This is a genomic window from Pseudoalteromonas prydzensis, from assembly GCF_001661495.1.
GTDB classification, from domain to species: Bacteria; Pseudomonadota; Gammaproteobacteria; order Enterobacterales; family Alteromonadaceae; genus Pseudoalteromonas; species Pseudoalteromonas prydzensis.
Genome location: NZ_BDDT01000001.1, coordinates 822468 through 847595 on the forward strand (window position 1 = coordinate 822468; position 25128 = coordinate 847595).

The following is a 25128-nucleotide window of genomic DNA, read 5'->3' on the forward strand; positions in this document are numbered from 1 at the left end:
CACAGTGGCATCGTGACTGTGGGAAGGTTAATTGTGGTGAGGTTATCTAGAATGAAAAACCAGCTCTTACACCGTAATACCTTGGCATACCAAAGCTGCCTTTTGGCACACCTTTGCTGGTATTATTCCAATATTGAATCGTTTCATCAGAGGCATTATTAACGAATACTTCTGCGTACCAGTTTTGCCCTTGCGGTTCATACTTGATTGATGCGTTATAGACAGCAAAGGCATCACGGCTATCGTCAATATATTGAGTTGCCTCATCCGACACACTAAAATCCATGTCATCTAAGTGTTTATCAACATTCCATACCGTTGAGTACGAGTCATCTTTCCAGCTAGCATTAAGCCAACTATGAATAAAGCCATATTCACCTAAATTAAATGTGTGGGTATAGCTAATGTTCGCCGTGTACTTAGGCGTCATTGCTAAGTTGTTGCCTTTAAGGTTGGTTGCAAGCAAGGTATTTTCAGGATCAATCGACTCCTCGTAAGAGATATCAAACAGGTATTCAGAATCATAATCCCATTTAGTATTCCAATCTTCAGTGATTTTTGCATCCGTCCAAGTGATATAACCGGTAATACGGCCGTTTGGATACGGCTTCCAATCAAATTCGAATTCAAGGCCTTTGATTGTCGAGCCCGGTACATTTTGCGTGTAATAAGCAATCACAGGCTGGTTTTGAAAATCCAGTACTGGCTCCCCGTTTTCATCTAAAACCGGTGTACCATTGTCGTCTTCAACAACCGATAAACGCTCAACGTTACCAATTGAGCCAACAGAGGCGTATTGCATGTCGGTATAATCTGTGTAGAAAAATGCCGCTTTTAAGTTCAAAGAGTTATCAAAAAAGCTAGACTTAGCACCAAGTTCCCAAGTGAGTACTTCTTCTGGGTTAAACTTGGTTTCAAAGCGCGTTACATCGCCTGTTCTATCATTGACAACTTCATAAACATCACCAATACCACCGGCCTTAAAACCACTGGCAAGGTAAGTATAAATCATGGTTTGTGCTGAAACGTCATAGTCTAAACCAACACGAAAATCATGATGTTGCCAACTGCCTTTGTTGTCGTTTGCAAAGTATGAGGCATAAATAGCGGGATCTTCATAATAATCAGCGGGTAGATTATTCAGATCAGTTCTATTTAACCAGCCTACCGCGCAACCATCCGCATTAGAGCAACGGTATGTTCTACCGCCTTTGTCTTGTTTGGTTTCGTCACTAAAGCGATAACCGAATGTGGCATGCAATTTATCGGTTAATTTGTAGGTACCTTGCCCAAACAAAGCGAATGCATCTGTTGAACGATCTGGTTGATCCCAAAAGGCTTTATCATCCATCGGGTTATCGTAATAACCTAAGGTGGTGGTTTTTTCGTGGAAATAGTTAGCACCAACAATCCAGATAAAGTCACCATACTCATCTGACTGTAATTGCACTTCTGTTGAAAAAGATTCAGCGCCAGTGCCATCTAAGAAGTAGGTTGCCCCATCCCACGGATCGAGGCCAACTTCGCTATCCTGTGCTGAAGAGCGCTCCATATTTTCATAACCTAGTAACCACACCAGTGAATATTGATCATTAATGTCGTAGTTAAAGGTGTTTCTCAGGTAAGTGATATCTAAATTAAGCTCACCAGGTACATTCACAACAGCTTGGTAGGTATTATCGCTTGGTAAAAAGTTAGAGCAATCACCGCCCAATTCAGCTGAGCGTCCGCGTAGTTTGTCGCAGTTTACTAAATCAAGGTTGTTATTGCTGTCATTAACATACTTTTGAAAAACCGTATGGTTCGAAAAACTGCCATCTAATGGCTCCCAAAGAGTACTAATTCTGAACGAGTACTCGTTGGCATTATTGTAAAAATCGCTTTTATCAGCCGGTGTTAATTGGCGTACTTTTTGCGCCTCTGGATCTGTGCCTGCACCATCTATCCACCAGTTTTCACGCTGTGTAACGGTTTGTCCGATACCTTGATAAGAGTCTTCAGAGATAACTGGTGCGTTGAGTATATCGTCACTTAATCGTCTTGAGTCATATTGGTTGGGGTCATAATAACCCTCAAGATAAGAGTCGCGCTTAAGGCCTTTGGCAGAAAACCGCACTGCAAACTCTTCATTAACAGGAATATTGATCATAGTATCAATATTTTTGCTGTTAAAATTTCCCCCTTCAATATTTAAGTTACCGTATAAATGCGTGAATTCAGGCTTTGCTGAAATAACATTAATGCTACCAACTGTTGAATTTCGGCCAAATAGTGTACCTTGCGGTCCCCTCAGTGCTTCAACGCGATCAATGTCATACATCAAAGCAAGTGCGCCTTGCATTCTTGGCGAGTAAATACCATCAAGATGCACACCAACAGCGGGATCGCCAAGCTCAGTAATATTAGTGGAGCGTACACCACGCATAGAAATAACTGGCGCTGATTGATCAGTCGCTGTAGAAATATCTAAGCCAGGTACTAGGTTGGCAATGTCTTTAACACTATTTACGCCATTTTGCCTGAGATCCGCTTCTGATAATGCAGTAATGGCAACGGGTGTTTCCATTAACTTGGTTTTACGCTTGGTAGCTGTAACTGAAATAACTTCTAATGAGGTGCTTTGTGCGTCAGCAGTTTTACTTTCATTCGCATTTATTGAGTTATCAGTAGCTGCTTGTTGGGCATGTACTGGGAATGAACAAGCCAATGCGACGGCTATTGATAATGCTTTTTTATTTATTGTGTGCATGTTCGACCTTTTTGATGTGTGTGTAAACGTTAAATTTTGTTACTTTTATTTAACAGTCACACAGTATCCATAGGGTCTTTTTTGATTACTAGCCAAATACGCTAAAGCGAGTGAGATATAATACAAGCCGAAGTTAAACACAGCACAATAAACAAACTGGTTTAATAAATTGCCTGCTTAAAGCGTTATTGCTGCCAATTATGTCAGGCTGCTTCTTGATATGGTCACATTTCAATTTAATACATAATGCCATGCTTGTACCTTTACTTTAAAAATAAATTATGGCAAAGTGCGCGCTTCTCGGGGGAGTAGCCTGCTTGACCGCTTTGTTATTAAAGCGCGGCAAGTAAACTTATCAACATAATTGCACCACATGTGCATGGTAAGTTTGTAATGTAGCAAGCATTATCGGCAAGACCTGGGTAAACACTATCCTCATGGCGGGAGATAGGTGTTTACCTTGGTTTAATGTTCCCGCCTCGTAGAAGTAAAAATGGATACCTTTATCACATCAACCGTCACCGTTGCCCTAGCTGAAATAGGCGATAAAACCCAGCTTTTATCCTTGTTACTGGCTGCCCGTTTTGCTAATAAAACCGCACTTATATTAGGTATTTTGGTCGCGACTATCATCAATCATGGCTTATCTGCATGGTTAGGAGATTATCTCGCGGGAAGCTTTACCTCTGAATACTTACCTTGGATTGTGAACAGCTGTTTTATTGTTGTTGGCTTATGGCTTTTGATCCCCGATAAGGATGAAGAAGTAAGCAATAAATACGATCAGTACGGGGCATTTTTAGTTGCCTTAGTGCTGTTTTTTATCGCTGAAATTGGTGATAAGACTCAAATAGCGACTGTGTTACTTGGTGCGCAATATCAATCTGTATTATGGGTCACTATAGGTACTACAGTCGGTATGTTGCTTGCCAATGTGCCAGTGATTTTTGCAGGTAATGCGTTACTAAAACGTATTCCTCTGGCAAAAGTTAGAATGCTAGCAGCCTTAGTATTTGTGGCACTGGGTTGCTACGGCTTAGTCACTAGTTAATTATTTGACTGAGTTATTCCAAGCACTGGCGAATACACAGTTGCCGGTGCTTGGCGAACACTAAAAGTTTGTATGGTAAGCAACAGTGAATAACCTATCAGCAGCATACTTACCGCTCCCATAATACCAAACCACTTTAATAATGACGGTTGCTTGCGTTTTACTCTGAGCCAATTCATATAAAGCCCCGCTACACAAATAAACGTCATCAAAAAACCAAATAGCGCCCAAATTAATTTAGTACCAAGCCCCGCAAAATTACCGAAATGCAAAGGATCGGCAGTGTCTTTAATGCGCGCAACAATTGGTAAATCAGCCGCCTTTTGAGTTGCTAATACATCTGCTGAAGCTGCATCTAAGTACACTTTATTGGCTCGTAAGCGCACTAAAATGTCATTGTTATCACCTAATACCATCACCGCTTTATTTGCTTTAGTTGGATATTGTATGGCGCGAATATGTAAACTTGGAAATGCCTGCTGTGCAGCACTAATTATGGTAGCGCTAGAGCGTGGTTGTTGAGCATTACTTTGCAATTGGCTAACTGTTGCAGGCGGTTTTACATAGTGGTCAACTTTCGATGTTTGTAAGCCATGCTCGACTAAGTACCACACGCCAGTAACGGCCATAACCACAATAAACCAGTAGCTCCAAAGCCCTAGTAATTTATGCCAATCAGCCCAGCTGCTGCGATTTGTTGTTTGTAATTGCCGTGGCTTTTTTAGGAAGTACCGCCACCACTGTCGATATACTATAGGGCTAGTAAACACTAAAATAACCAATAAAATAGCCAAACTAGTGACAATCAGCTTACCCGTCCAGCCCATGGATAAATTCATGTGCCAGTTACGTAAAAAGCGCGATACTCGCCCCCACTGGCCTTCGCCAAGCCACTGACCAGTTGCTCCATCAACATACACAAACAAAAACTGTTGCTGCCACTTAAGCGACACTTCGGTTGCTAGGTAAGATTGCTGATGTCGCAATATGCTAATGATTTGACTACCAGGGTAACGCTCAGCCAGGGTATTTTCTATAGCAGTAAAGTCAATGTTAGGGGAATGCGAGAGCGCTCGAAATTTACTATCACTAAGATACTCAATTTCGTGACTCAAGGTTGCCAACGTGCCCGATAAGCAAGTTATCAATAACAAGCTGCCAACAAAGAGTCCTGCCCAAGCATGTAAGTTAAACCACTGCTTTGCTTTCATATTGCTAAATTAACAGCTTAGAATGTATATTTAGCTGACAAATAAACACGGCGCGGTTCACCAGGGAAATGCCCTGCACGGGTTATAAAACCGCTTGATGCGTATTCTTTATCAAACACATTTTTCACTGAAAGCTGCCAAATCCATTGTTGGTACTCGGTTTTCCATGCCATGTTATACACCGTATACGGCTGCACTTTATAACCATCGAGGCTCACTTGTTCATCAACATAATCAAGTCCTGCCGCGATTGATGAATGTAATTGCGGTAACTCATAGCGTGTCCATAATCCTGCGGTATTTTGTGGCGCATTGGCGAATTTATCGCTGCCACTTGCTTGCGCTGAAAACTTTTCACTTTGCTCAACAATACGCGTGTCGTTATAGGCATAGCTTGCTGTGATCACTAAACGTTCGGTAACATCGCCAACAATTTCTAGTTCAAAACCACGACTATCAACTTCGCCTAATGCTTCCATTTGATCAATGCCGGTGTCTGATAACTCAGTGCTAGCTTGTAAAATATTATTACGAATGATCCGATAGCTTGCCATATTCACAGCTAATGAGTCATCCAACAACTTAGTACGTAAACCAAGTTCGGCGATATTGCTGTGCTCAGGTTTAAACGGGCCGCCCACCTCTGGGTTTTGGTTACTGGCCGATTGCGGCATAAAGCCGGTGCCATACAGCGCATATGGGAAGAAGGTGTCGTTTAAGTTATAACTGGTACCAATACGATAGGTTACATCGCTGTCTGAAAACTCGGTGTTATTAAGTACATCGGTATCTTCAAAGCGGTCGTAGCGCAGGCCAAAAGTGACATTCCAGTGAGCGGTTACGTCAACTTGATCTTGTGCATACAGACCAACTCGTGTTGACTCGGTACTCGATAGACGCGGCGTTACGTTTTCTAAATCATAATCATCTTTTGAGGTAAGTCCGTATTCAGGGTTTAAAATTGAAATACCCGGCACTGGACCGCCTTTACTGGCCTGCACGGCAGTTCTATATTCTGAGTCAAACTCATGTTGATACCAATCAACCCCCACCAGCATGACATGTTGCATAGCAGCCAGCTCTGTCTCAGCAATCAAATTGGCAGTGAAACTAAGCCCGGTATTTTCCCGTTGTTGATCACGAAACTCGCGTTCGCTCCAGTCCAACACGCCATCACCGTCGGTATCGCTTAGCCCGCGTGGTTCATGGTAGTTTTGATTCGCTTCATTATTAAAATAACGGGCGGTAAAATCGGTACGAAATACATCATTAAATTGGTGCTGAAAACTGGCTTGAAACACATCTGCGAGTACGGTTTGGTAATCCGTTGCTTCATTATGGTTCCAGCTAATGTCAGCAATAAAATGACCATTCTCATCCACTGGCACGCCTCGTAATCGAGCGCCCCCTAACTCTTGATCAATATGGGTATATTGCAATACTAGGTTGGTGTCGTCTGTAAAATCAAAACGATAGCCTAAATCAATAATGGTGTTGTCTTCACTGGTGTTTTCACGAAATGGTTTATCTGAGTCTTTATAAAGGCCCACTCGGTAAGCTTGTGTTTGCTCATCGTTAACACTACCAGTCGATTCAACAGCCGCGCTAAAAAAATCATCATTGCCCACTTCAAGTGCCAGCGAAGTGTTGCTGGTATAACTTGGCTTTTTGGTCATGTAGTTAATAATGCCACCAGGGTTACCACTGCCATATACCGCGCCACTAGGGCCTTTTAATACTGCCACTTGTTCAATATTAAATAACTGCGGTACTGCAAAACCACTAAATGGGTCACCTTTTACGCCATCATACAAAATTTCGTCTTGGCGAAAACCGCGAAACGTCACCCCTGAATAACTAAATCCATTTACACCCGCGATATTGCTATACAGGTCGGTCACCTGACGTGCAGCCTGATCGCTAATTAACGCTTGTGGAATAATCTGAATGGACTGCGGGATTTTTTCAAGCGGTGTGTCAGTACGCGTGCCAAATGTTGACTCAGTAGGCCGGTACATTGAAAAAGCACGCCCTACCACTGAAATGGTTTCTATGTCTTTTTCTGCAACAGTTACCGATTGTTGTTGCTCGGTTTCGGTTTGTGCTATTACAACAGGAGTAACAAATATGCTAGCTAGTGCGATTGAGATTAAAGAGTGTTTCATTGATATTTATACAGCAATCAAAATAATTCACCGCATGATAATGAAAACAACTATCATTTACAATACTAAAAAGTCATTAATCTTATCCGAGCATTTCAGCCTTATTATTTACTTTGTTAAGTTATTTTTTTAGGCTCAGTCGCAAACCACATGATATAGCTGCAACTCTTACACGATAACAGCGATGCGCTGCCATTTGCCCAATCCAAATTGAGGAAAGTCAAACCAGCAGTATTTAATTGCGCATCACCTAATTCGAAGTGACTACCCCCACAATGAATACACTTAGCTTTAACACCATTGAGCTGATATTCATCAGAACTTACTGCTGCCATTGCACCTTTTAGACCTTTACCCAGTTTAGAAAAAAATGACATTTAAACCCTCCATGTAATTATTAATAATGATGGTTACACTTTTTGAACCATAAAGCTTACCACTAAGCTATTTCTGGTGACCATTTAAAGTATTGAATTGAATATCTCGAACTAAATTGACGTCATTCTAAAAGAAAATACAATAAAAATGACAAATCACTTCACAATTTCTAAAATTGATTTAAATAAGCGGGTATTCGCCACTTCTGCCCATTGAAAAATAACACTTTCAGCGCAGCTGATCACCGCCCCTGCTTGCCTAAGTTGAGCGATAGCTAGATCTCGATGAAGATCATTACGCGAACTCACTCCATCAGCAATTAAAAATACTTGATAGCCATTTGCTAACAGATCTAAGCATGTTTGCAGCACACATACATGTGCTTCCATGCCGACGACAATGATTTGTGGTCGCTCATAGGCCGCAATTTGCTGTAGAAAGCCTGGCTCTTTACAGGCACTAAAGTGCGTTTTATCAAAATAGCGAGCCTGGTTTAATTGCTGTTGTAATTGCAAATCTGTCTCGCCAAGCCCCTGTTTATACTGCTCAGTGATAAGGGTAGGCACTGCCTGTAAATTAGCTGCTTTAGCTAATTGTAAAGTGGTCTGCTTCACCTGTTCATAACGTTTCATAGCCGGCTGTAATTTATCTTGAATATCGATAACTAGTAATAGGCTTTGCGCCGCCTGTGCGTTAAATGAGTGCAACAATTTAAACATCCTGTAAAATAAACATAATAATCAGCATAATGCATTTGTGGTAGCCAAGCCACCCGATCAAAAACAGCTAATCAATTTAGGTGGCAATTTTACTTAAGAAACGATGTATTTTGCGTGTTGATTTTACCAATAAAAGCACTATTCTTAAATTAATGCTCAGGGTCTTCATTTTAAAGTTCCATTTGACAGTTATAGCGTGCAGTTATGGCTAATTCTTTAATAAAACTGCAAATTGTTATGCTATATTTACAAACGACTAACGTCTTACTTAAGTGGAGCAATAACATAAGTGCGGTTGAGCAATATTTATCTTATCTTATTTAGCATTATTCTCAGTTTTTGCAGTGTGGCTGCAAGTGCACAAAATTATGCTCAACAATTACAGCGAATATCGACTGATGAAGGTCTATCACAAGGCCATGTTACTAATACCTTGCAAGATAAACTTGGTTTTATTTGGATCGGCACGCTGCAAGGCTTAAATCGTTTCGACGGCTACCAAGTAAAAACCTTTGCCGGTGAATATAACCTCGATCAATTGATGATTAATCTTCTATATGAAGTAAGCAACGGCGATATATTTGTCTCTACAGAGTATTCTGGTGCATTTCTTATCGACCCGATAACACTTGAAGTGGAGAAGGTGTACTCAGGTAAACTAAACGCCGAAGATAGCCATTATTCCCCTATTTTAGCTATTACTGAATACCAACAACATTTTTACTATGCAATTAACGAGCATGTGTATATCTATGATATTGAAAATAAAAACTTTAGTCATGAATTTTCGATCAATAAAGATGATCATATCGTGCGAGCGCTTAGTATCTATGACAACTTTTTATATATCGCCACAAGCGATGGGTTATATGCAAAATCACTCATTGATGATCATATAACTAAAATCCCCCTTGTCGCTAAAGATAAGCTTACTGAAGATAAAAACAATACCAAGTTTTTAGCGGTCGATCCGCAACTAGGTTTATTAGTTGGCACCGTTGAAGGCTTATATTCCATCCCCTTTGATGATAACGACATGCTCAATTTTAATGCTACAAAAGCGATATTCCTTGAACACAACATTTGGGACTATGTTAACACCGCTTACGGGGAGTTTATTGTCACCGAAAATGGCTTATATCAGTATCATCGTGACACAGGTGAAAGCCAGTTTTTATTGCGCTTTGACCAAAGTAAATTTCATATGACAGATAATACTATTGTTGATGTGATGGTCGATAAAACAGGACTTATGTGGTTAGCATCACGCTCGCAAGGCGTATTCACTTGGTCAAGTTTAGCCAGACGCTTTGGTAATGTGCAAGTTACTGCTGGAGACAAGCCGCATAGCAATATTATTCTTGCAATTCATCAGGGGGAGAGTGGTATTTGGTTAGGAACAGAGAATGGTTTAGCAAAAGTAACTAATGATGGCTCAACCAGCGATCTCTTTTTGACAACCGATGATAAAAAAGCGTTTTACGGCCAATTTGGTGTGTTTGGCATTGCCCCTGCAGATCAAAATGAGCCGGGGCGTTACTTATGGTTATTACTTTACGACAATCTCGCCTTATTTGATACCTACACGGAACAACGAGTTCCTTTACCAATGGACGACGCCACAAAGGAAATTTTTCAACAAAATATGACGTATGGCCATCATCAGATTGACGCTGATACCTTTGCTTTTTTTAGCGACAATAATTACTTTTTGTACGACGGCAAAACGGGCCATACTCGGATTATAAAGGGCTTAAAAGAGCAACTAGATCCGCTAAATGCACATAGATTTTTAAAACCGTTAACGAGTCACCCTGATGAATACATGATCAGCGTGTCCGGGGCTTTATATCGTTATAATGAAGACACCCAATTGCTTACCCTCATTTACGCTGTTGAAAACTATAATCCACTTAATTACGTAACAACAGAAGATTGGGTGCTCGATTATAACAACACGCTTTGGTTGGCCTCAAACCAAGAAGGTTTAATAGGCATTGACGCTAACAGCTACGAAGAGAAATACCGAGTTAATACTAAAACGGGTTTAAAAGCCAAAGCATTAGTGGCTCTGCAAATAGACCAATTTGGCTTTTTATGGATGAGTAGTAATAACGGTCTCTACCGGCTCGATTTAAATTCGATGCAAGTACATGCATACACAGTAAAAGATGGCCTTACCGTCAACGAATTTAATTTTGATTCACACCTGCAGTTATCAGACGGCCGATTAGCATTTGGCAGTACTCGTGGCATGCTCACCCTCGCGCCTCAAGATTTTTTATCTGTGCCAGATGATCGCCACAGCGCAACAACTGAGATCACTGATATTACTTTATTCTCAAGGGCACTCAATTACCATCCTCAGCAATACGCAAAGCAAACGTTACAACTGACCGATGAAGATATGGGATTGGAAGTGAGCTTCTCGAATTTTGATTTTCAAAATATTGATAAAACGCGCTACAAAGTATCGTTACAAGGGCCAAGCTCGCTACATTATGACGAATATACAAGCAATAAGCTTTTTTTTACAAAACTCCCTCCTGGCAATTACAAGCTATCACTCGCTGCATACAATTTAGATAGTGTAGGCTTTGGAGATACAAAAACCATTCATTTTAACGTTGCTCATGCGCCATGGCGCTCTCCGCTAGCGATAAGTGCCTATGCAATGATTCTTTTTGCTGTGTTATTTTTCATTTTTTGGCAATACAGAACAAAGCAACAAACAATTGCCCACTCACATAATCAAGTGCTCCATTCACAACAGCAAACAGAGCTAGCATTAAGCAGTAGTAACAGTGGCGTATGGGAAGTAAATTTAACGACAGATGCTGGAACACGTCATCGTTTAATTAAAGAACTAGGGTATATAAGAGCAGCCGGAGAAATTGACTTTGCTGAATACTCTAAACTTATTCACCCTGAGGATCTAGGAAACTTGACGCAAGAATGGGCTCGCTTTATATCACAAAATAGTGATCAACAGTGGCAGGCAACCTATCGTATTAAACATGCTGAAGGTCATTGGCTGTGGTACCAAGATATCGGTAAAATTACCCAAAGGAATGAACAAGGTGAACCTACCAAAGTCTCTGGAATTTATACAAACATCACCCAGCAAAGAGCTAATGCACAACAAGCCGCAGTTTTAGGTGAAGCATTTAGTCAAATCAACGATTGGCTGCTGATTTTAGATTCGAAGCTATTGCCTTTTTCGGTCAACAACAGTTTTGCCGAAGCGTTCTCTATTAACACAAGCACCACAAAGCTTGAGTTAAAGCACTTTTTAACTGCAATGGGTAAAAAACAATACCGTGAATTTGTCAGTATTTTAAAATCGTTATCGCCAAAACAAAATTGGAGTGGTGATGCGTATATCAAGACTAACATAAACCCATCGCACCCGATCCACATAAGTATTACTGCAGTGGCAAAAGACAGTGATGTAGTAACTTATTATGTGGTGGTTATTTCTGATCTAACTGAGCAAAAACGCGCCGAAAATAAACTGCGCTATTTAGCCAACTATGATCCATTAACAAAATTGCCAAATCGCTCCTTAATGTATCAAAAAATAGCCAACGCCATTAAAGATGCCGATAACCGTAGCAGCCTAGTTGCCTTGCTCTTCATTGATTTAGATAAGTTTAAGCCCGTTAATGACTCTTTTGGTCATGCGGTAGGTGATCAGCTGTTATGTGACATCACTAATAGAATGAATAGCATGCTTGATAAAAATGCACTGGTCGGGCGTCAAAGTGGTGACGAATTTTTACTGCTAATTAAAAACTTAGACTCACCGCAAAGCTTAAGTACACTAGTACGAGCGCTGACAGATGAACTGGCAAAACGCGTCGTGATCAACGATTTCGCCATCAATATATCGGCCAGCATCGGCGTAGCACTTTATCCGTTTGATGCCGACACCACTGATGAACTTATTCGCAATGCTGATATAGCCATGATGCATGCGAAGCAATCTGGTCGCAATGGCTTTAAGTTTTTCACTGAGCAAATGAATAATCAGATCACGCAAAAGTTACTACTTGAAAATGCCTTAAAAGATGCATACAAAGACGATTTATTTTTTAATAATTACCAACCAATCGTTAATAATAAAAGCAAAAAAATAAACGGTGTAGAGCTACTGATGCGCTGGCAGCATCAAGCAGAGTTGATATCACCCGCGGTGTTTATCCCAATTGCCGAAGAAACTGGTTTAATCGATGTGCTTACCGAGCAAGCGCTTACCCGTGCACTTGAAGATCTCGCACCATTATTTCGTGCCAATTCGCGCTTCTATTTATCGCTCAACCTCTCACCCATGCATATTTTAAAATCTAATTTAACTGAGCGGTTATTGCTTATTCTCAATCAACATCATATAAAGCCCGCTCAATTGCGGTTAGAAATTACCGAAAACACCTTGCTAGATGACAAGAGCAAAGCTGCTAAGCAATTACGTGCGCTAAGAGGTGCTGGTTTTAAATTATTATTAGATGATTTTGGCACTGGCTACTCGTCCTTAACCTATTTGAGTCACTTCCCCATTGATGTAATTAAGATAGATCAAAGCTTTGTACGTAACATTGGGCAAGATAGTGGTAACGAATCAATTATTAGAACAATTCACACTTTAGCTGAAAATCTTGGCCTCTATTGTATTGCTGAAGGGGTAGAAACAATTGAACAGATACAATTTTTAAATCGCATCGGCTGTGATGATTTACAAGGGTACTATTTTTCTAAGCCAACCACTGCCGACAACCTACTGAACGACGATTATATCCAAACTGTCCATAACCAATTACGATCGGTTTAAGTTACACTAAATACAGGTGAGCTTTAGCGATTAGCCCATTTGTTAAGGCAGCGATAAAGTTGGCTACGATCAACTGGCTTGGCAATAAAATCATTCATACCGACTGCAAGGCATCGCTTTTGATCATCTTCAAATGCGTTGGCGGTGATCGCAATAATAATTACATCACCAAATTTATAACTATTGTTACGAATGTGTGCTGTACATTGGTAGCCATCCATTACAGGCATTTGGCAGTCCATCAATATAATATCAGCCTTACTTTGCTGCAAACTCGTCAGTGCTTTTTCACCATCATTAGCAATTTCAAGTTCACAGTGAGTCTCAGCAAGCATTTTTGATATAACAACCTGGTTAATCGGATTATCTTCTACTAACAGCACTTTAATTCCCGTCATATCAGGTAAAATTACCTGCGTATCGGCAGCAGCGACGTGCTCTGCGATTGTAACTGGCAGAATAATGGTAAAGCAGCTACCCATATCTTTTTCACTTTCTAATCTGAGTTGACCGTCCATCAATTGCACAATACGTTTGCAGATCACTAGCCCCAAACCCGTACCGCCATATTCGCGAGTGGTGGAAATGTCAGCTTGAGTAAATTCATTAAACAAGATACTTTGTTGCTGCTTTGAAATGCCAATACCAGTGTCTTTAATAGCCACAGACAAATTACCATTTGCGTAATCTATCTGCATGGCAATTTTACCCGCTTTGGTAAACTTACCTGCATTACTCAACAAATTATTGATAACTTGGCTTAACCTTAGAGAATCTAAGAGGACAGCCTCGGGTACTGATGGTGCCATAGTAAACTCAAATTCCACACCCGGACGCACTCCCGTATCAGTAAATACATGCGCTATTTGGCTAAATAACTGCCGTATGGGTACAGTGTGAATATCAAGTTTTAGTGCACCAGCTTCAATTTTAGAAAAATCTAAGATATCGTTTAGGATCAGTAATAAATTTTTAGCGCTTTGTTGCACCATTTGCAGCTGATCGCGGTATTCAGGTTTTACATCATCAGCATTGAGTAAAATATCTGTCAGCCCCATTATGCCGTTTAACGGGGTGCGAATTTCATGGCTCATATTAGCTAAAAACTGTGATTTGGCTTGGCTGGCTCGATTGGCAACCGCAACAGCTTTGATCAATTCATCCGTTTTTTCATTTACTTGGTATTCCAATTGCACATTAAAGTGTTTCAATCGCTGATTGAGCGCTTCATTTTCACTATTTACCTGCTCTAAGTCCTTAAAGTTAGTTATTAGTTTAAATGCTAGGGTGGCAAACTGTTGCTGTAATCTAAACACCTCTAGCCAAGCGTTATGCGTAGTTTCTAAATTATCTACATCCGCTTTGGGATCAAAAGCATCAATTTGTTCAGTCAACTGTTCAATCGGACGAACTAACCAGCGGCTTAACTGAGTAATAAAGATGCTGATCAAAATAATCACCAACACAATAAGTAATAGCGACTGCCCCCAAGCACTAGCTGCAACTAAATTGGCGTACTTACGTTGTAATAAACTGGCTACATACCAACCCTGCTGTTGAGATAAGTACACTTTTACATAGTATTGTTCACCATCAATAGTGGTGGTCATAATCGCTTGATCGTTCCCTTCTAATTGCGAAAATTCCTCTGCGGATAGTTGTGCCAACACTTTATAATGAGATGTTAACGTACTGAATACCACTTGCTTTTTGGCATCAAGTACCACTAACTCACCTTGGTTATCAAATATCGACGGCCGAAACTGTTCAAACGATCCCAACGTTAATGAGCCTTCTACCACGCCCTGAAAACGTTCGTCGATATATACAGGCGCAGAAACCCCTACAATAGGCACATTACCAAAGCCGCGACCGCGGAAAATATCAGAGATGTACCCGTTAGGCGACTCTTTGCCTTTGATATAGTAATCACGGTCTGCTACCAACAGACTGTTACCTTTTAAACTTTCTTGTAAACTAAGAGGATTAAATACACGTGCAATGGCGTTTTCGTCGGTCACTATGGAAGTCAAAAAGCTTGGATAAAGTGTCATTAAATGATCCAGTGCAACCTCTTTAGCCACCCCCTGCTCAATTGCTTTTGCCGTTAAAACAATGCCTCGACGATAGTCATTTAAATACAGATCTATTTTAGCCGCTATATCTTCCGACTTTTTAGATAACTGTGCTTTTACTTCATACTCAATCCGGGCGTAGTGGTTATTAGTCAGTACAATAGAGGTGAGTAAAACAACTAAAATGATAAGGATACTAACGATGTAATTAAGGATTTGATAGAGTGAATAAGCACGTTTGTGCCAGGCTTGCTGAATAAAGAAAAAGCTAATTAAATCAACAATAGATAATATAATTGCTGCATTTAATAGGTACTTGACTAGCGCTGTAACAATCGCTAACCAAGGCAAAGCAATAATAAAATAGCCGATCGCAGCTAAAACTGGAATACCAATTACCAGCCAATATACTATGCCGCGAACAAACAATAATCGCGCTTTTTTATGGCTAAAATAATAAAGCCAAATGACTTCGCCAACAAATACCAACGACGGCCAGCAATGCCCCCAGCGATAAAAGATAAACATGGCGCTAATTGCACAAGTGATCAGCGCATAACGCAGACCAAACAACAACAAACAAATTAAAACAAAAAACTGGCCAAATAAAAATTCAGAGCTATCGAGAAACCAAAAAGGCAGTAAATTTACAAAACCCGCCAATATACCTAATAATACGGAGCAGCAAACTGCAAAATATCGATGCTGAGAAATTGACAATAGCTTGTCCAAAAATAATACGAACGATATCTAAAAGTAAAAGAGAAAAGCCGTTTTGCCAAGTACGCTACCTATATTTAATGCTTGCAGCCATTACTTTCTATCTGTAACACACTAATGGTAATCTTAAATTGTTGCGCCAATAACTGCTCAACCTTCAAACGGCATGCTTCGTCATGTTTTTCTTTAGTGCAATGTTGTTTTAATACCACATGGGCACCAACGACCAATTCTTTATCACGACGAGTTACTGTAACGTTATGTACATTTTCTACGTGCTCCACTTGGCCTATTGCTAACTCAATAGCTGCTACATCAGGTAATTTCGCTTTGTTTAAGCGCAGCCCTTTTACGCAGCCAACAATTACTTTTACACCGGTAAACAGGACAAATAAGGCGATCAGCATACTGGAGAGAATATCAATCACGCTCCATCCAGTCAGGTAAATAAGGACCCCTGCTATAAAGGTAGAAACCGTTGATATTAAATCAAAAAATGAATGTAAAAAAACCGCGTATACATTAATACTTGCTTTACGGCCTTTGTATAAAACCCACGCTGCAGCACCATGAAATAAAAACCCAGTTGCAGCAATCACTGACATTAAATAGCTATTTACTTCAGGCCCTTGGCCTTCATGATGATGTAAAAAGCGCTCTCCACCTTCGTATAAAATCACTAAACTGATCGCTAAATACAAGCAACCATTGATCAAACCACCGGTTAGCTCAGCTTTTTGATAACCATCGTTATAATTCTTTGCCAAGTGAATAGCTAAACTAGAGGCTATTAACGCAATGAATAAAGAGCTATTGTGAACAAATAAATGCCCGGCATCCGCCAATACGGCTAATGAGTTAGCATAATAAGCGCCAACCACCTGAATGATCATAAATGAGCAGGTGATCGCTAATGCAATTAATAATCGGCGGCGAGAAGCTTGATGCGTTGTTATGTCGGTCATGAAAGGCGGTTTTACCTGTGCTTAAGTATGCTAAAAATCATTATTTTAAGAAACATTGAAAAGGAGTAATGATATAAAGTATCAATTGTAGTACTTCCGTGGAGCAAACGCACTATAAAATTTAATATTGCGCTAATTTCTCTGTTAAATGCGCAATTAAAGTACCATTTAACTATAATTGTATGTAAGCTACATATGTTAATAAGAAGTTGGAAAGACTGTGAAACAGTATTCTGTTGATGAAATTTGGCAATCATTACAAGCATTACCCATTGCAATCATGCTGTTTGATGAGCAAGCAGATACGCTGCATGCAAATGCTTCTAGTCAGCAGCTACTAGGTTTAATGCCAGCGACCAATCCAGTCAAAAATGCTTTTCAACATTTATCTATTTTCCCTTTAGGCAAACGCAAAGATGTTGATTATAAATCCTTCTTAACACCTAAAAATGACACTGAACACAGCTTCAAAATTATAAAAAAAAATAATACTACGGGCATCAAAGTCACCTATAGCTTGATTGCCCCGCACTTGATGATGCTCGCCTGTGTGCCACAGTCAGCAAGCTCGCAACAGGCTGATTTTGATGAAGTTATAGCAAAAATATCCACCCAATTAATCGATATACAAAGTGACAACTTAGATCAACAAATTGAAAGCGCGTTAAAAACCATTGGTACATTTTGTGATGCCGACCGCAGCTATTTATTTCAATTTAGCGAAGACGGCACAGCCATGAGCAACACGCATGAGTGGGTTAATACACAAATCAAACCATTTAAAGAAAAACTACAAAATATTCCACAAGATTTATTACCGTATTTTTTTGCCACAATGAACAAAAAACACGTTTTTAACGTGCCTGACGTTAAAATGCTGCCAAGCGCCGCCGCTGCCGAAAAAGCTGAATTTGAATCAGAAGGCATCAAGTCTGTTTTATGTATTGGGCTGCGCTCAGAAAATGCTTTGTTCGGGTTCATTGGCTGTGATTGCGTAACACATATACGCCACTGGACCGACACCGATCTGATGCGCATTAAACTGGTTGGTGAAATTATTACCAACGCCCTCAAAAATGTTTTTTATAAACAACGTTTAGAACATGCCCAACAACAACTACTGTTAGTGAATAAAGAACTGCAATCACAAGCCAACCTCGACAGCCTAACAAATATCGCCAACCGCCGATGCTTTGATCAAACCTTACTCAGTGAAATTCAACGAGCAACACGCTCACAGCAACCCTTGAGTTTGATCATTTGTGATATCGATTATTTTAAACTGTATAACGACAACCATGGCCACAGACAAGGTGATCACGCACTCAAACAAGTTGCCCATGCATTACATAGTTTATGTAAGCGACAAGGTGATTTAGCAGCCCGCTATGGCGGAGAAGAATTTGCAATTGTATTACCCAGCATTGACAAAACCCACTGCTTAAAATTTGCCAAGTTACTGCAACAGCAAATAAGCCAACTAAAAATTCCTCACCCAAATTCAAACGTAGCCGACTACCTCACCATCAGCATCGGATGTTATAGCTGCAAACCAGATCAAAACACCACCGCAGATATGATGATCCTCGCCGCCGACAGCGCACTGTATATGGCAAAAAACTCCGGCCGCAATCAAATTCAAGTTTTTGACGAAACACATTAACGCCCACTACCCCAAGCGCTCATTGGTAGCAGCGCGCTAACCTCACGACAAACCAAAGCGTTGCATGTTGCTTAAAAACACTCCCTTTATAAATTCAACAATACTCCAAACCTAACAGCTTTTTATATCACTGCTCTAAACCGCAGCGCCTCATAACCTCTTTGTGAATACATCACTTAAAATCATTTTGCACAATGAGAAGTGAATGAGAGTAAATGAGAAGACAAAAGGTAACGAGCTGCGGCTTACCCTAGCACCAGTTCCTACGATAGTAACAGGTGCTTCTTGGTAGCTTGGTGTTTATGGATGTAGGCGTAGAGCTTGCTCACGCGAAAAGCGAAGCTTTTAAATTGTAGGTCGTGCTTTATATTGTCGTCGTAAACATCAGCAGTATGGCGTGTAGGAGAGCGCTTTAGCGCCGAAGGGTTAAAGATAGCATCGCGCCCAATCCGCGGGATACGATACTTAGCACCTAATCACTTTCTGGAACCTAACAGCTTTTTATATCACTGCTCTAAAGCGCAGCGCCTCATAACCTCTTTGTGAATACATCACTTAAAATCATTTTGCACAAAGAGAAGTGAATGGGAGTAAATGAGAAGACCAAAGGTAACGATCTGCGACTTACCCTAGCACCAGTTCCTGCGATAGTAACAGGTGCATCTTGGTAGCTTGGTGTTTATGGATGTAGGCGTAGAGCTTGCTCACGCGAAAGTGACTTAATTTAAGAATAACCTTCTGTGTTAACAATCCATCCATGGAGCTTGGTTACATCGGTTAATTCTAAACCAGGAAAGTCTTGCTGTAGCATGGCCCTGAACATATTCAACTCAGATGCGGGGATCTCGTTTACCGCGGCTTGGTTGTGCTTATCCAACTGTGAGCGAAATGTATGTGATATTGCTGCTATATCTAAGTCACCTGTAAACGGGTGACTTGATAGATAATCTAAATCTGCATTTATCCAATCCACCAGTTCACTTCGCTGCTCAACCGTTAAGCTCTTACGTGGAATAAATTGACTTAAATGAATAACTTGCTGTGCAATCATCTGTGCTTGATACTGCTCATGCGGCTCTACTTGTTCTTTGAACTGAGTAAATAAACCCTGCTTTTTAGTATCAAAATTAGCGTTGCGCTTAGTGTGTTTTTCTATGCGTTGCCATAGTAGTTCTAACTCAGAGCTTGGCTTTGCTGTGGTTGATTGTTTTACATTTTGTAAAAAGTAGTGCTTGCTTTCATAGCGGCTCATTTATGCAAATATATACTGGCAAACTAACATTTTATCCTGACACTAAAGAAGGCACCTTGACTGATAGTGCTCACAGCTGCGCGGGCGTTTCTGCTATTCCTTGTATATCGGCTTGTAAAATAAATACAGCACCGCTGTAGGGATATTGTGTTAATACCTCAGGTTCAAGACCAATACGGGCGGAGGTAACGGCGATGGTTGTTAGATCATCGCCAAAAAAAGTGAGGCTGGTGATCCTAGGTGCGGGGAGTCGATAAAAATGCACAATAGTGCCATTTTCACAAAAACGATAAAGGCCATGACCATTCCATGACGCGACCCATAAGTGATTGTCGTTATCGACTGTCATGCCATCGGGAAAACCCATTGTTTGGTCAAATTTTACGAATACGCGCTTGTTGCTGAGTTCACCTTGGGCATTTAAATCAAATTGATAAATAGTCTGAGTTGAAGATTCTGTTGAATAAAGTGTGCGACCATCTTTACTAATTGCGGGGCCATTACTGATCACATAATTGCTATCAACTTTTTGTAAGCTTTTACCATTGCCAAGTCGATACAATGAACCCACGTTTTGTTGCTCAAGCTTATCCATAGTGCCGAAGAACAGGTTGCCATGGCGATCGGTTTTGGCATCATTTAAACGGTTACCTTGCGGCTCATTTAGTTGGCAATACAACGAAGTTCTTTGTAGCGTGTTGCTATCAAGGTAGTAAATCGCATTTTCAAACCCTGCAATAAGTTGCTGATCGTGGGTTTCCATCAACCAACAGATAGACTCGGGCATCTGAAAGGTCTTTACTGTTTGCTGTGTATAATCAAATCTATAAAGCTCTTTGCTTAAAATATCAACCCAAAATAAACAGTTAAAAGTACGGCTGAAATATGGCCCTTCACCAAGTAAGCATTGGCATGGGATGATCATTTTTATTGCGTTAACTGCCATGAAAACCTAATTTAAAAGCACATTAAAGGCCGACTATATTAACGGTGAATAAAAATAAGTGCTAGACCTGAAAAACTGGCGACCAAAATAATGAGTATCCGTGTGGCTTTTTCGTTGATGCTATTATTAACAAAATACGAGGCTCCCCAGCCAATTAATATTGCTGGTAAGCACTTTAAAAATAATACAATATCTTGCATATCAGCGGAGCCTGTTACTAATAAAGCAATGATGCCGAACAGATTGATAAACACAAAAAAAATACTGAGATTTGCTTTAATTTTATCTTTATTTTGTGCTTGGTAAAGCAGCCCCATCGGCGCGCCGCCTGCTGAGGTGGTGGTGCCAATAAAACCTGATGCAATGGAGGCAACAAGGTTTGATAGCATAGTTAATTTAGGCGACCAACCTGTTAAAGACAGGCCGACAGCAAGTAATAAACAGCTACCTAATAGCAGCCGATATTGCTCAGAATCTACATAGACCATAACAGCAGCGGCACTGAGTACACCAATAGCTCCGCCAAAAATGGAATAACCAGTTTGTTTGACATCAATTGCGCCGCGGTGCTTTATTGTCAGTAATGCGGTGATTAACAACGCGTTGAGGATCATAGGCGCGGGCACTAGCTCTGGCATTAGCCAATACAGAACTGGTACGCAGAGTAACCCTAGCCCAAAGCCAATTACGCACTGTAAACATGCGCCAATTATCAATATAAAATAAACGAGTACAATATCGGGCAACGCCTTTCTACCTTTTAAGCTGGTTTTGACTAATATACAGCCAACAGTATTTTAATATTATAATATGATTACCAAAAGGTAAATTTTTTTATTCGTGTTAGGTCCAACCGGCATCAACAACAAGTGATTGTGCTGTCATCATTTTACTGTCATCGGCTGCTAAAAATAATGCCGCATTAACAATATCATCAGCTTGTAATGTTTCATTAATACATTGGTTATGCCTAACATCTTCAATCATTTCTGGTGTTAACCAATGGGTAATTTGCCGCTCAGTCATCACCCAGCCAGGTACTAAGGTATTGATACGAATATTATCTTTGCCGTATGTTGCCGCTAATGAGCGTGTCAGCCCCTCAATACCCGCTTTTGCTGTGGTGTACGCTGGCATACCAGTTTGTTTGATCCGCCAACTCACTGACCCCATATTTATAATACTACCACCACCAATGCGTTGCATTTGTGGCGCCACAGCTTGTGCAGAGAAAAAACACGGGCGAAGGTTCACAGCAAGTTTATCATCCCAATATTCAACACTCATTTTATCGGCAACATGGCGCGTGTCGTCAGCAGCATTGTTGATCAACACACTGATTTCGCCTTGTGTTTTACCGGTCGTTTCAATGGCTGCTTTTAATTGCTCAATATCACGCAGATCACAGTAAATATAGAGTGGATCAAAGCGATACTGCCCTGCCAACTGTGCAACGAGCTTGTCGCCTTGTTGTTTGGCAATATCAATAAAAGTCACTTTTGCATGCTGCTCGCAAAAGCGTTTTACCATTATTTCACCAATGCCTGTGGCACCGCCGGTAATAAAAACACTTTTACCAGCTAGGCTTGGATAACGTGTTATTTGTGTTGTTGAAGCTGGCATGATTTCCTTAAATATTAAGATAATTCATTAATAAACGCGGCTATTTTGATACCTTGCTTGACTGTTGATCAGCAATTTCTTTTTCAACTATTTCTTTTTCAATGAATGACATCGCTTCGTCAATCATATAAGTCATCATATTTTTAGCGCGTTCAGGTTCACCATTTAAAATTGCTTGATACACTTTAAAATGCTCATCAGCAATCGCTTTTTTACTGCCTTTGGCTGGTGTTGTATGCTGAATACTGACATTTAATGCGGTGCGAATAAAGTCGCGTAATTGGAAAAAGAACCGATTACCACTGGCAAATAAAATAGCGGTATGAAAAGACAAATCAGCTTCGTGAATTTCACCATCGGGCGCATCTGCAGCTGCTTGCATATTATCAAGTGCAAGGGCTATTTCTGCAATCGCGTCTTTATCTGCACGCCTTGCCGCGAGTGCCGCCGCTTGTGGCTCAATCGCTAAACGCACTTGTAAAAATTCTTTTAATACATACAGTGATGGGCTGCTTTCGAGTAGCCATTTTAATACACTGGTATCATATAAATTCCACGTATTTGCAGGCTCAACACGAATGCCTTGGCGTGGTCGTGATGATATAAGTCCTTTTGCCGCAAGCATTTTTACAGCTTCACGAACAGCAGTACGGCTAATACCATACTCTTCACATAATTTTGCTTCTGTAGGTAAACCAGATTCCGCTGTGTAATGGCCGTTAATAATGGCTTTACCTAGCTCATTGGTTACCTGTTGTGACAAATTTAGATTCTCAATGCGTGCCATAAACAAACAGTTCCTTTAAAAATACTTATTGTATGATACTACTATAATTTTCCTGCGTCATCTTACAAATTACTTACTCTGTTGAATAGCACGTCATTTTGCTCGATAAAGTTCTTTAACTTATAACCACACTATTTTTAACAAATCTCTTTCATTTAACTTATTTGTATTATAATATTTTTATTACACACAAATTTACCGAAGTCATTTTCGGGCTTAAATGGAATCAAAGATGATCGAATTAAGTACACTCGACTGGCTTGTGCTGGCAGGATTTTTTGTCTTGCTACTCGCCGTTGTAGTCGTCTCAATGAGACAAAAAGAAGAAGATACTACAGATTATTTTTTAGCAGGGCGTAATGCCAGTTGGTTAGTCATTGGTGCGTCAATATTCGCTTCCAATATCGGCTCTGAGCATTTAGTTGGTTTATCGGGCGCAGGTGCCCAGTCTGGTATGGCGTTAGCCCATTGGGAAATGCAATCGTGGATAATATTATTACTCGGCTGGGTATTTGTACCTTTTTATTGGAGTAGTAAAGTTTATACCATGCCGGAGTTTTTAGAGCGCCGCTTTAACTCCAAGTCGCGCACTTTCCTATCCGTTATTTCACTGATCAGTTACGTACTTACTAAAGTTGCGGTGACCGTTTATGCAGGCGGTATTGCCTTTAAAACAATCCTCGGTATCGAAAGTATTTGGGGGATCGACTTCTTCTGGATCTCAGCCATTGCCTTAGTCGTGATCACTGGTATTTACACAGTACTGGGTGGCATGAAAGCAATTATGTGGACATCAGTATTACAAACCCCGGTATTAATTATCGGCTCTGTGGTTATTTTAGTGGTCGGGCTTGATAAAGTCGGTGGCTGGTCAGAAGTTGAACGCTTAAATGATATAAACATGCATTTAATTCGCAGCGCTTCCGATACAGAGTTCCCATGGCCGGGCATCATTTTTGGTTCATTCATCATTGGTTTTTGGTACTGGTGTACCGACCAATATATCGTACAACGGGTGCTTTCAGCCAAAGGCATTAAAGAAGCGCGTCGCGGTACTATGTTTGCCGGTTACTTAAAATTACTGCCTATTTTTATCTTTTTAGTACCAGGAATGATCGCTTACGCATTAAAAACGAAAGGTATTATTAGCTATGACAGCGCCGATCAGGCATTCCCAACTCTGGTTGCTGAGCTGCTACCTTCTGGTGTTAAAGGCATTGTAATTGGTGGTCTAGTTGCTGCGTTAATGAGCTCGTTAGCCTCGTTATTTAATTCGTCAGCCACCTTATTTACTATCGATTTTTATAAGAAGTTCAAACCTGAATCAAGCGAAAAACACCTGTTAAAAGTAGGCCGTTTGGCAACCGTTGCAATTGTTATTTTAGGTTTATTGTGGATACCTATTATGAGCTTGATTGCAGACGTACTGTATGAATATCTACAAAGCGTGCAATCACTAATTGCCCCGGGTATTGCTGCGGTATTCTTATTAGGTTTATGTAGTAAACGTATTACACCTACAGCGGGATTTGTTGGTTTAGTATCTGGTTTTGTGATGGGTATGTTCCGCTTAGTACTTTTGCCATTTAAAGACAGCCTAGTGGGTACACCAGTGGAATGGGTTACCACAATGAACTGGTTATACTACTGTATTTTACTATTCGTACTCGTTGTCGGCATTATGATTGTAGTGAGTATATTCACCAAGCAAGCAAGTGAAGAGCAATTAAAAGGCCTTACCTTCTCAAGTCTAGACAAAGCTACATTAAAAGAGGTTGCTGATGGCCTAGATAAATGGGATTACATTCATACCGCAGGGATCATCGGTATCACCGCGTTTATTTACTACCGTTTCTGGTAAAACATAATTAGTTGTTCCCACGTTTATGGGGGGTGTTATCACCCCCCTTTTTTTGCACACAGATAAAGACACTCATTAATCAGGCTATCTAGCTTCCTCTTGTATTGTTAGCCTCGGTGCCGATTGATGAATAAT

Annotated in this window: 16 protein-coding genes; 4 read left to right on the top strand and 12 right to left on the bottom strand. The window is 40.5% G+C overall.

What is annotated here, in order from left to right:
- Positions 1-46 precede the first annotated feature (46 nt).
- A complete protein-coding gene (locus A7968_RS03405) occupies positions 47-2749 on the bottom strand; it encodes a TonB-dependent receptor (protein ID WP_064665149.1) in 2703 nt (900 codons plus the stop codon).
- A gap of 493 nt (positions 2750-3242) precedes the next feature.
- Between A7968_RS03405 and A7968_RS03410 the strand changes: the two genes are divergently transcribed.
- Positions 3243-3800: a TMEM165/GDT1 family protein gene (locus A7968_RS03410; RefSeq protein WP_064665150.1), complete on the top strand. Its 558-nt coding sequence runs from the start codon at positions 3243-3245 to the stop codon at positions 3798-3800.
- Here A7968_RS03410 and A7968_RS03415 read toward each other — a convergent pair.
- The 4 genes from A7968_RS03415 to A7968_RS03430 all read right to left on the bottom strand — a co-directional run bounded on the left by A7968_RS03415 (position 3797) and on the right by A7968_RS03430 (position 8264).
- On the bottom strand, positions 3797-5011 hold the full coding sequence (locus tag A7968_RS03415; protein ID WP_064665151.1) for a PepSY-associated TM helix domain-containing protein: 1215 nt from the start codon (positions 5009-5011) through the stop codon (positions 3797-3799). The genes A7968_RS03410 and A7968_RS03415 overlap by 4 nt on opposite strands.
- A 17-nt stretch (positions 5012-5028) precedes the next feature.
- Positions 5029-7176, bottom strand: a complete 2148-nt coding sequence (locus tag A7968_RS03420; protein WP_064665152.1) for a TonB-dependent siderophore receptor — start codon at positions 7174-7176, stop codon at positions 5029-5031.
- 116 nt (positions 7177-7292) lie between these two features.
- Positions 7293-7553: a hypothetical protein gene (locus tag A7968_RS03425; RefSeq protein ID WP_084447997.1), complete on the bottom strand. Its 261-nt coding sequence runs from the start codon at positions 7551-7553 to the stop codon at positions 7293-7295.
- 156 nt (positions 7554-7709) lie between these two features.
- Entirely contained in the window at positions 7710-8264 is a 555-nt protein-coding gene (locus A7968_RS03430; RefSeq protein ID WP_157586628.1) for an isochorismatase family protein, read from the bottom strand.
- A gap of 355 nt (positions 8265-8619) precedes the next feature.
- On the opposite strand from A7968_RS03430, the gene A7968_RS03435 reads away from it, so the two are divergent.
- A complete protein-coding gene (locus tag A7968_RS03435) occupies positions 8620-13101 on the top strand; it encodes an EAL domain-containing protein (RefSeq protein ID WP_084448025.1) in 4482 nt (1493 codons plus the stop codon).
- 23 nt (positions 13102-13124) lie between these two features.
- Here A7968_RS03435 and A7968_RS03440 read toward each other — a convergent pair whose 3' ends face one another.
- Together A7968_RS03440 and A7968_RS03445 are read right to left on the bottom strand one after the other, a co-directional pair.
- On the bottom strand, positions 13125-15896 hold the full coding sequence (locus A7968_RS03440) for a hybrid sensor histidine kinase/response regulator (protein ID WP_064665155.1): 2772 nt from the start codon (positions 15894-15896) through the stop codon (positions 13125-13127).
- 77 nt (positions 15897-15973) lie between these two features.
- The gene (locus A7968_RS03445) at positions 15974-16861 is read right to left on the bottom strand and encodes a cation diffusion facilitator family transporter (protein ID WP_064665156.1); all 888 of its coding nucleotides are present in this window, start codon (positions 16859-16861) and stop codon (positions 15974-15976) included.
- Positions 16862-17081: 220 nt separating this feature from the next.
- Here A7968_RS03445 and A7968_RS03450 point away from each other — a divergent pair, with 220 nt between their 5' ends.
- On the top strand, positions 17082-18524 hold the full coding sequence (locus A7968_RS03450) for a sensor domain-containing diguanylate cyclase (protein ID WP_084447999.1): 1443 nt from the start codon (positions 17082-17084) through the stop codon (positions 18522-18524).
- 724 nt (positions 18525-19248) lie between these two features.
- On the opposite strand, the gene A7968_RS03455 is transcribed toward A7968_RS03450, so the two are convergent.
- The 5 genes from A7968_RS03455 to A7968_RS03475 form a co-directional block, all read right to left on the bottom strand.
- The gene (locus tag A7968_RS03455; protein WP_064665157.1) at positions 19249-19776 is read right to left on the bottom strand and encodes a hypothetical protein; all 528 of its coding nucleotides are present in this window, start codon (positions 19774-19776) and stop codon (positions 19249-19251) included.
- A gap of 70 nt (positions 19777-19846) precedes the next feature.
- Entirely contained in the window at positions 19847-20722 is an 876-nt protein-coding gene (locus A7968_RS03460) for an SMP-30/gluconolactonase/LRE family protein (RefSeq protein ID WP_064665158.1), read from the bottom strand.
- Positions 20723-20760: 38 nt separating this feature from the next.
- On the bottom strand, positions 20761-21468 hold the full coding sequence (locus tag A7968_RS03465) for a sulfite exporter TauE/SafE family protein (protein WP_064665159.1): 708 nt from the start codon (positions 21466-21468) through the stop codon (positions 20761-20763).
- Positions 21469-21565: 97 nt separating this feature from the next.
- A complete protein-coding gene (locus A7968_RS03470) occupies positions 21566-22345 on the bottom strand; it encodes an SDR family NAD(P)-dependent oxidoreductase (RefSeq protein ID WP_064665160.1) in 780 nt (259 codons plus the stop codon).
- 40 nt (positions 22346-22385) lie between these two features.
- On the bottom strand, positions 22386-23132 hold the full coding sequence (locus A7968_RS03475; RefSeq protein WP_064665161.1) for a FadR/GntR family transcriptional regulator: 747 nt from the start codon (positions 23130-23132) through the stop codon (positions 22386-22388).
- Positions 23133-23364: 232 nt separating this feature from the next.
- Here A7968_RS03475 and A7968_RS03480 point away from each other — a divergent pair, with 232 nt between their 5' ends.
- Positions 23365-24993 (top strand): sodium:solute symporter, encoded by a 1629-nt coding sequence (locus tag A7968_RS03480; RefSeq protein WP_064665162.1) that lies wholly within the window; start codon positions 23365-23367, stop codon positions 24991-24993.
- Positions 24994-25128: the final 135 nt, after the last annotated feature.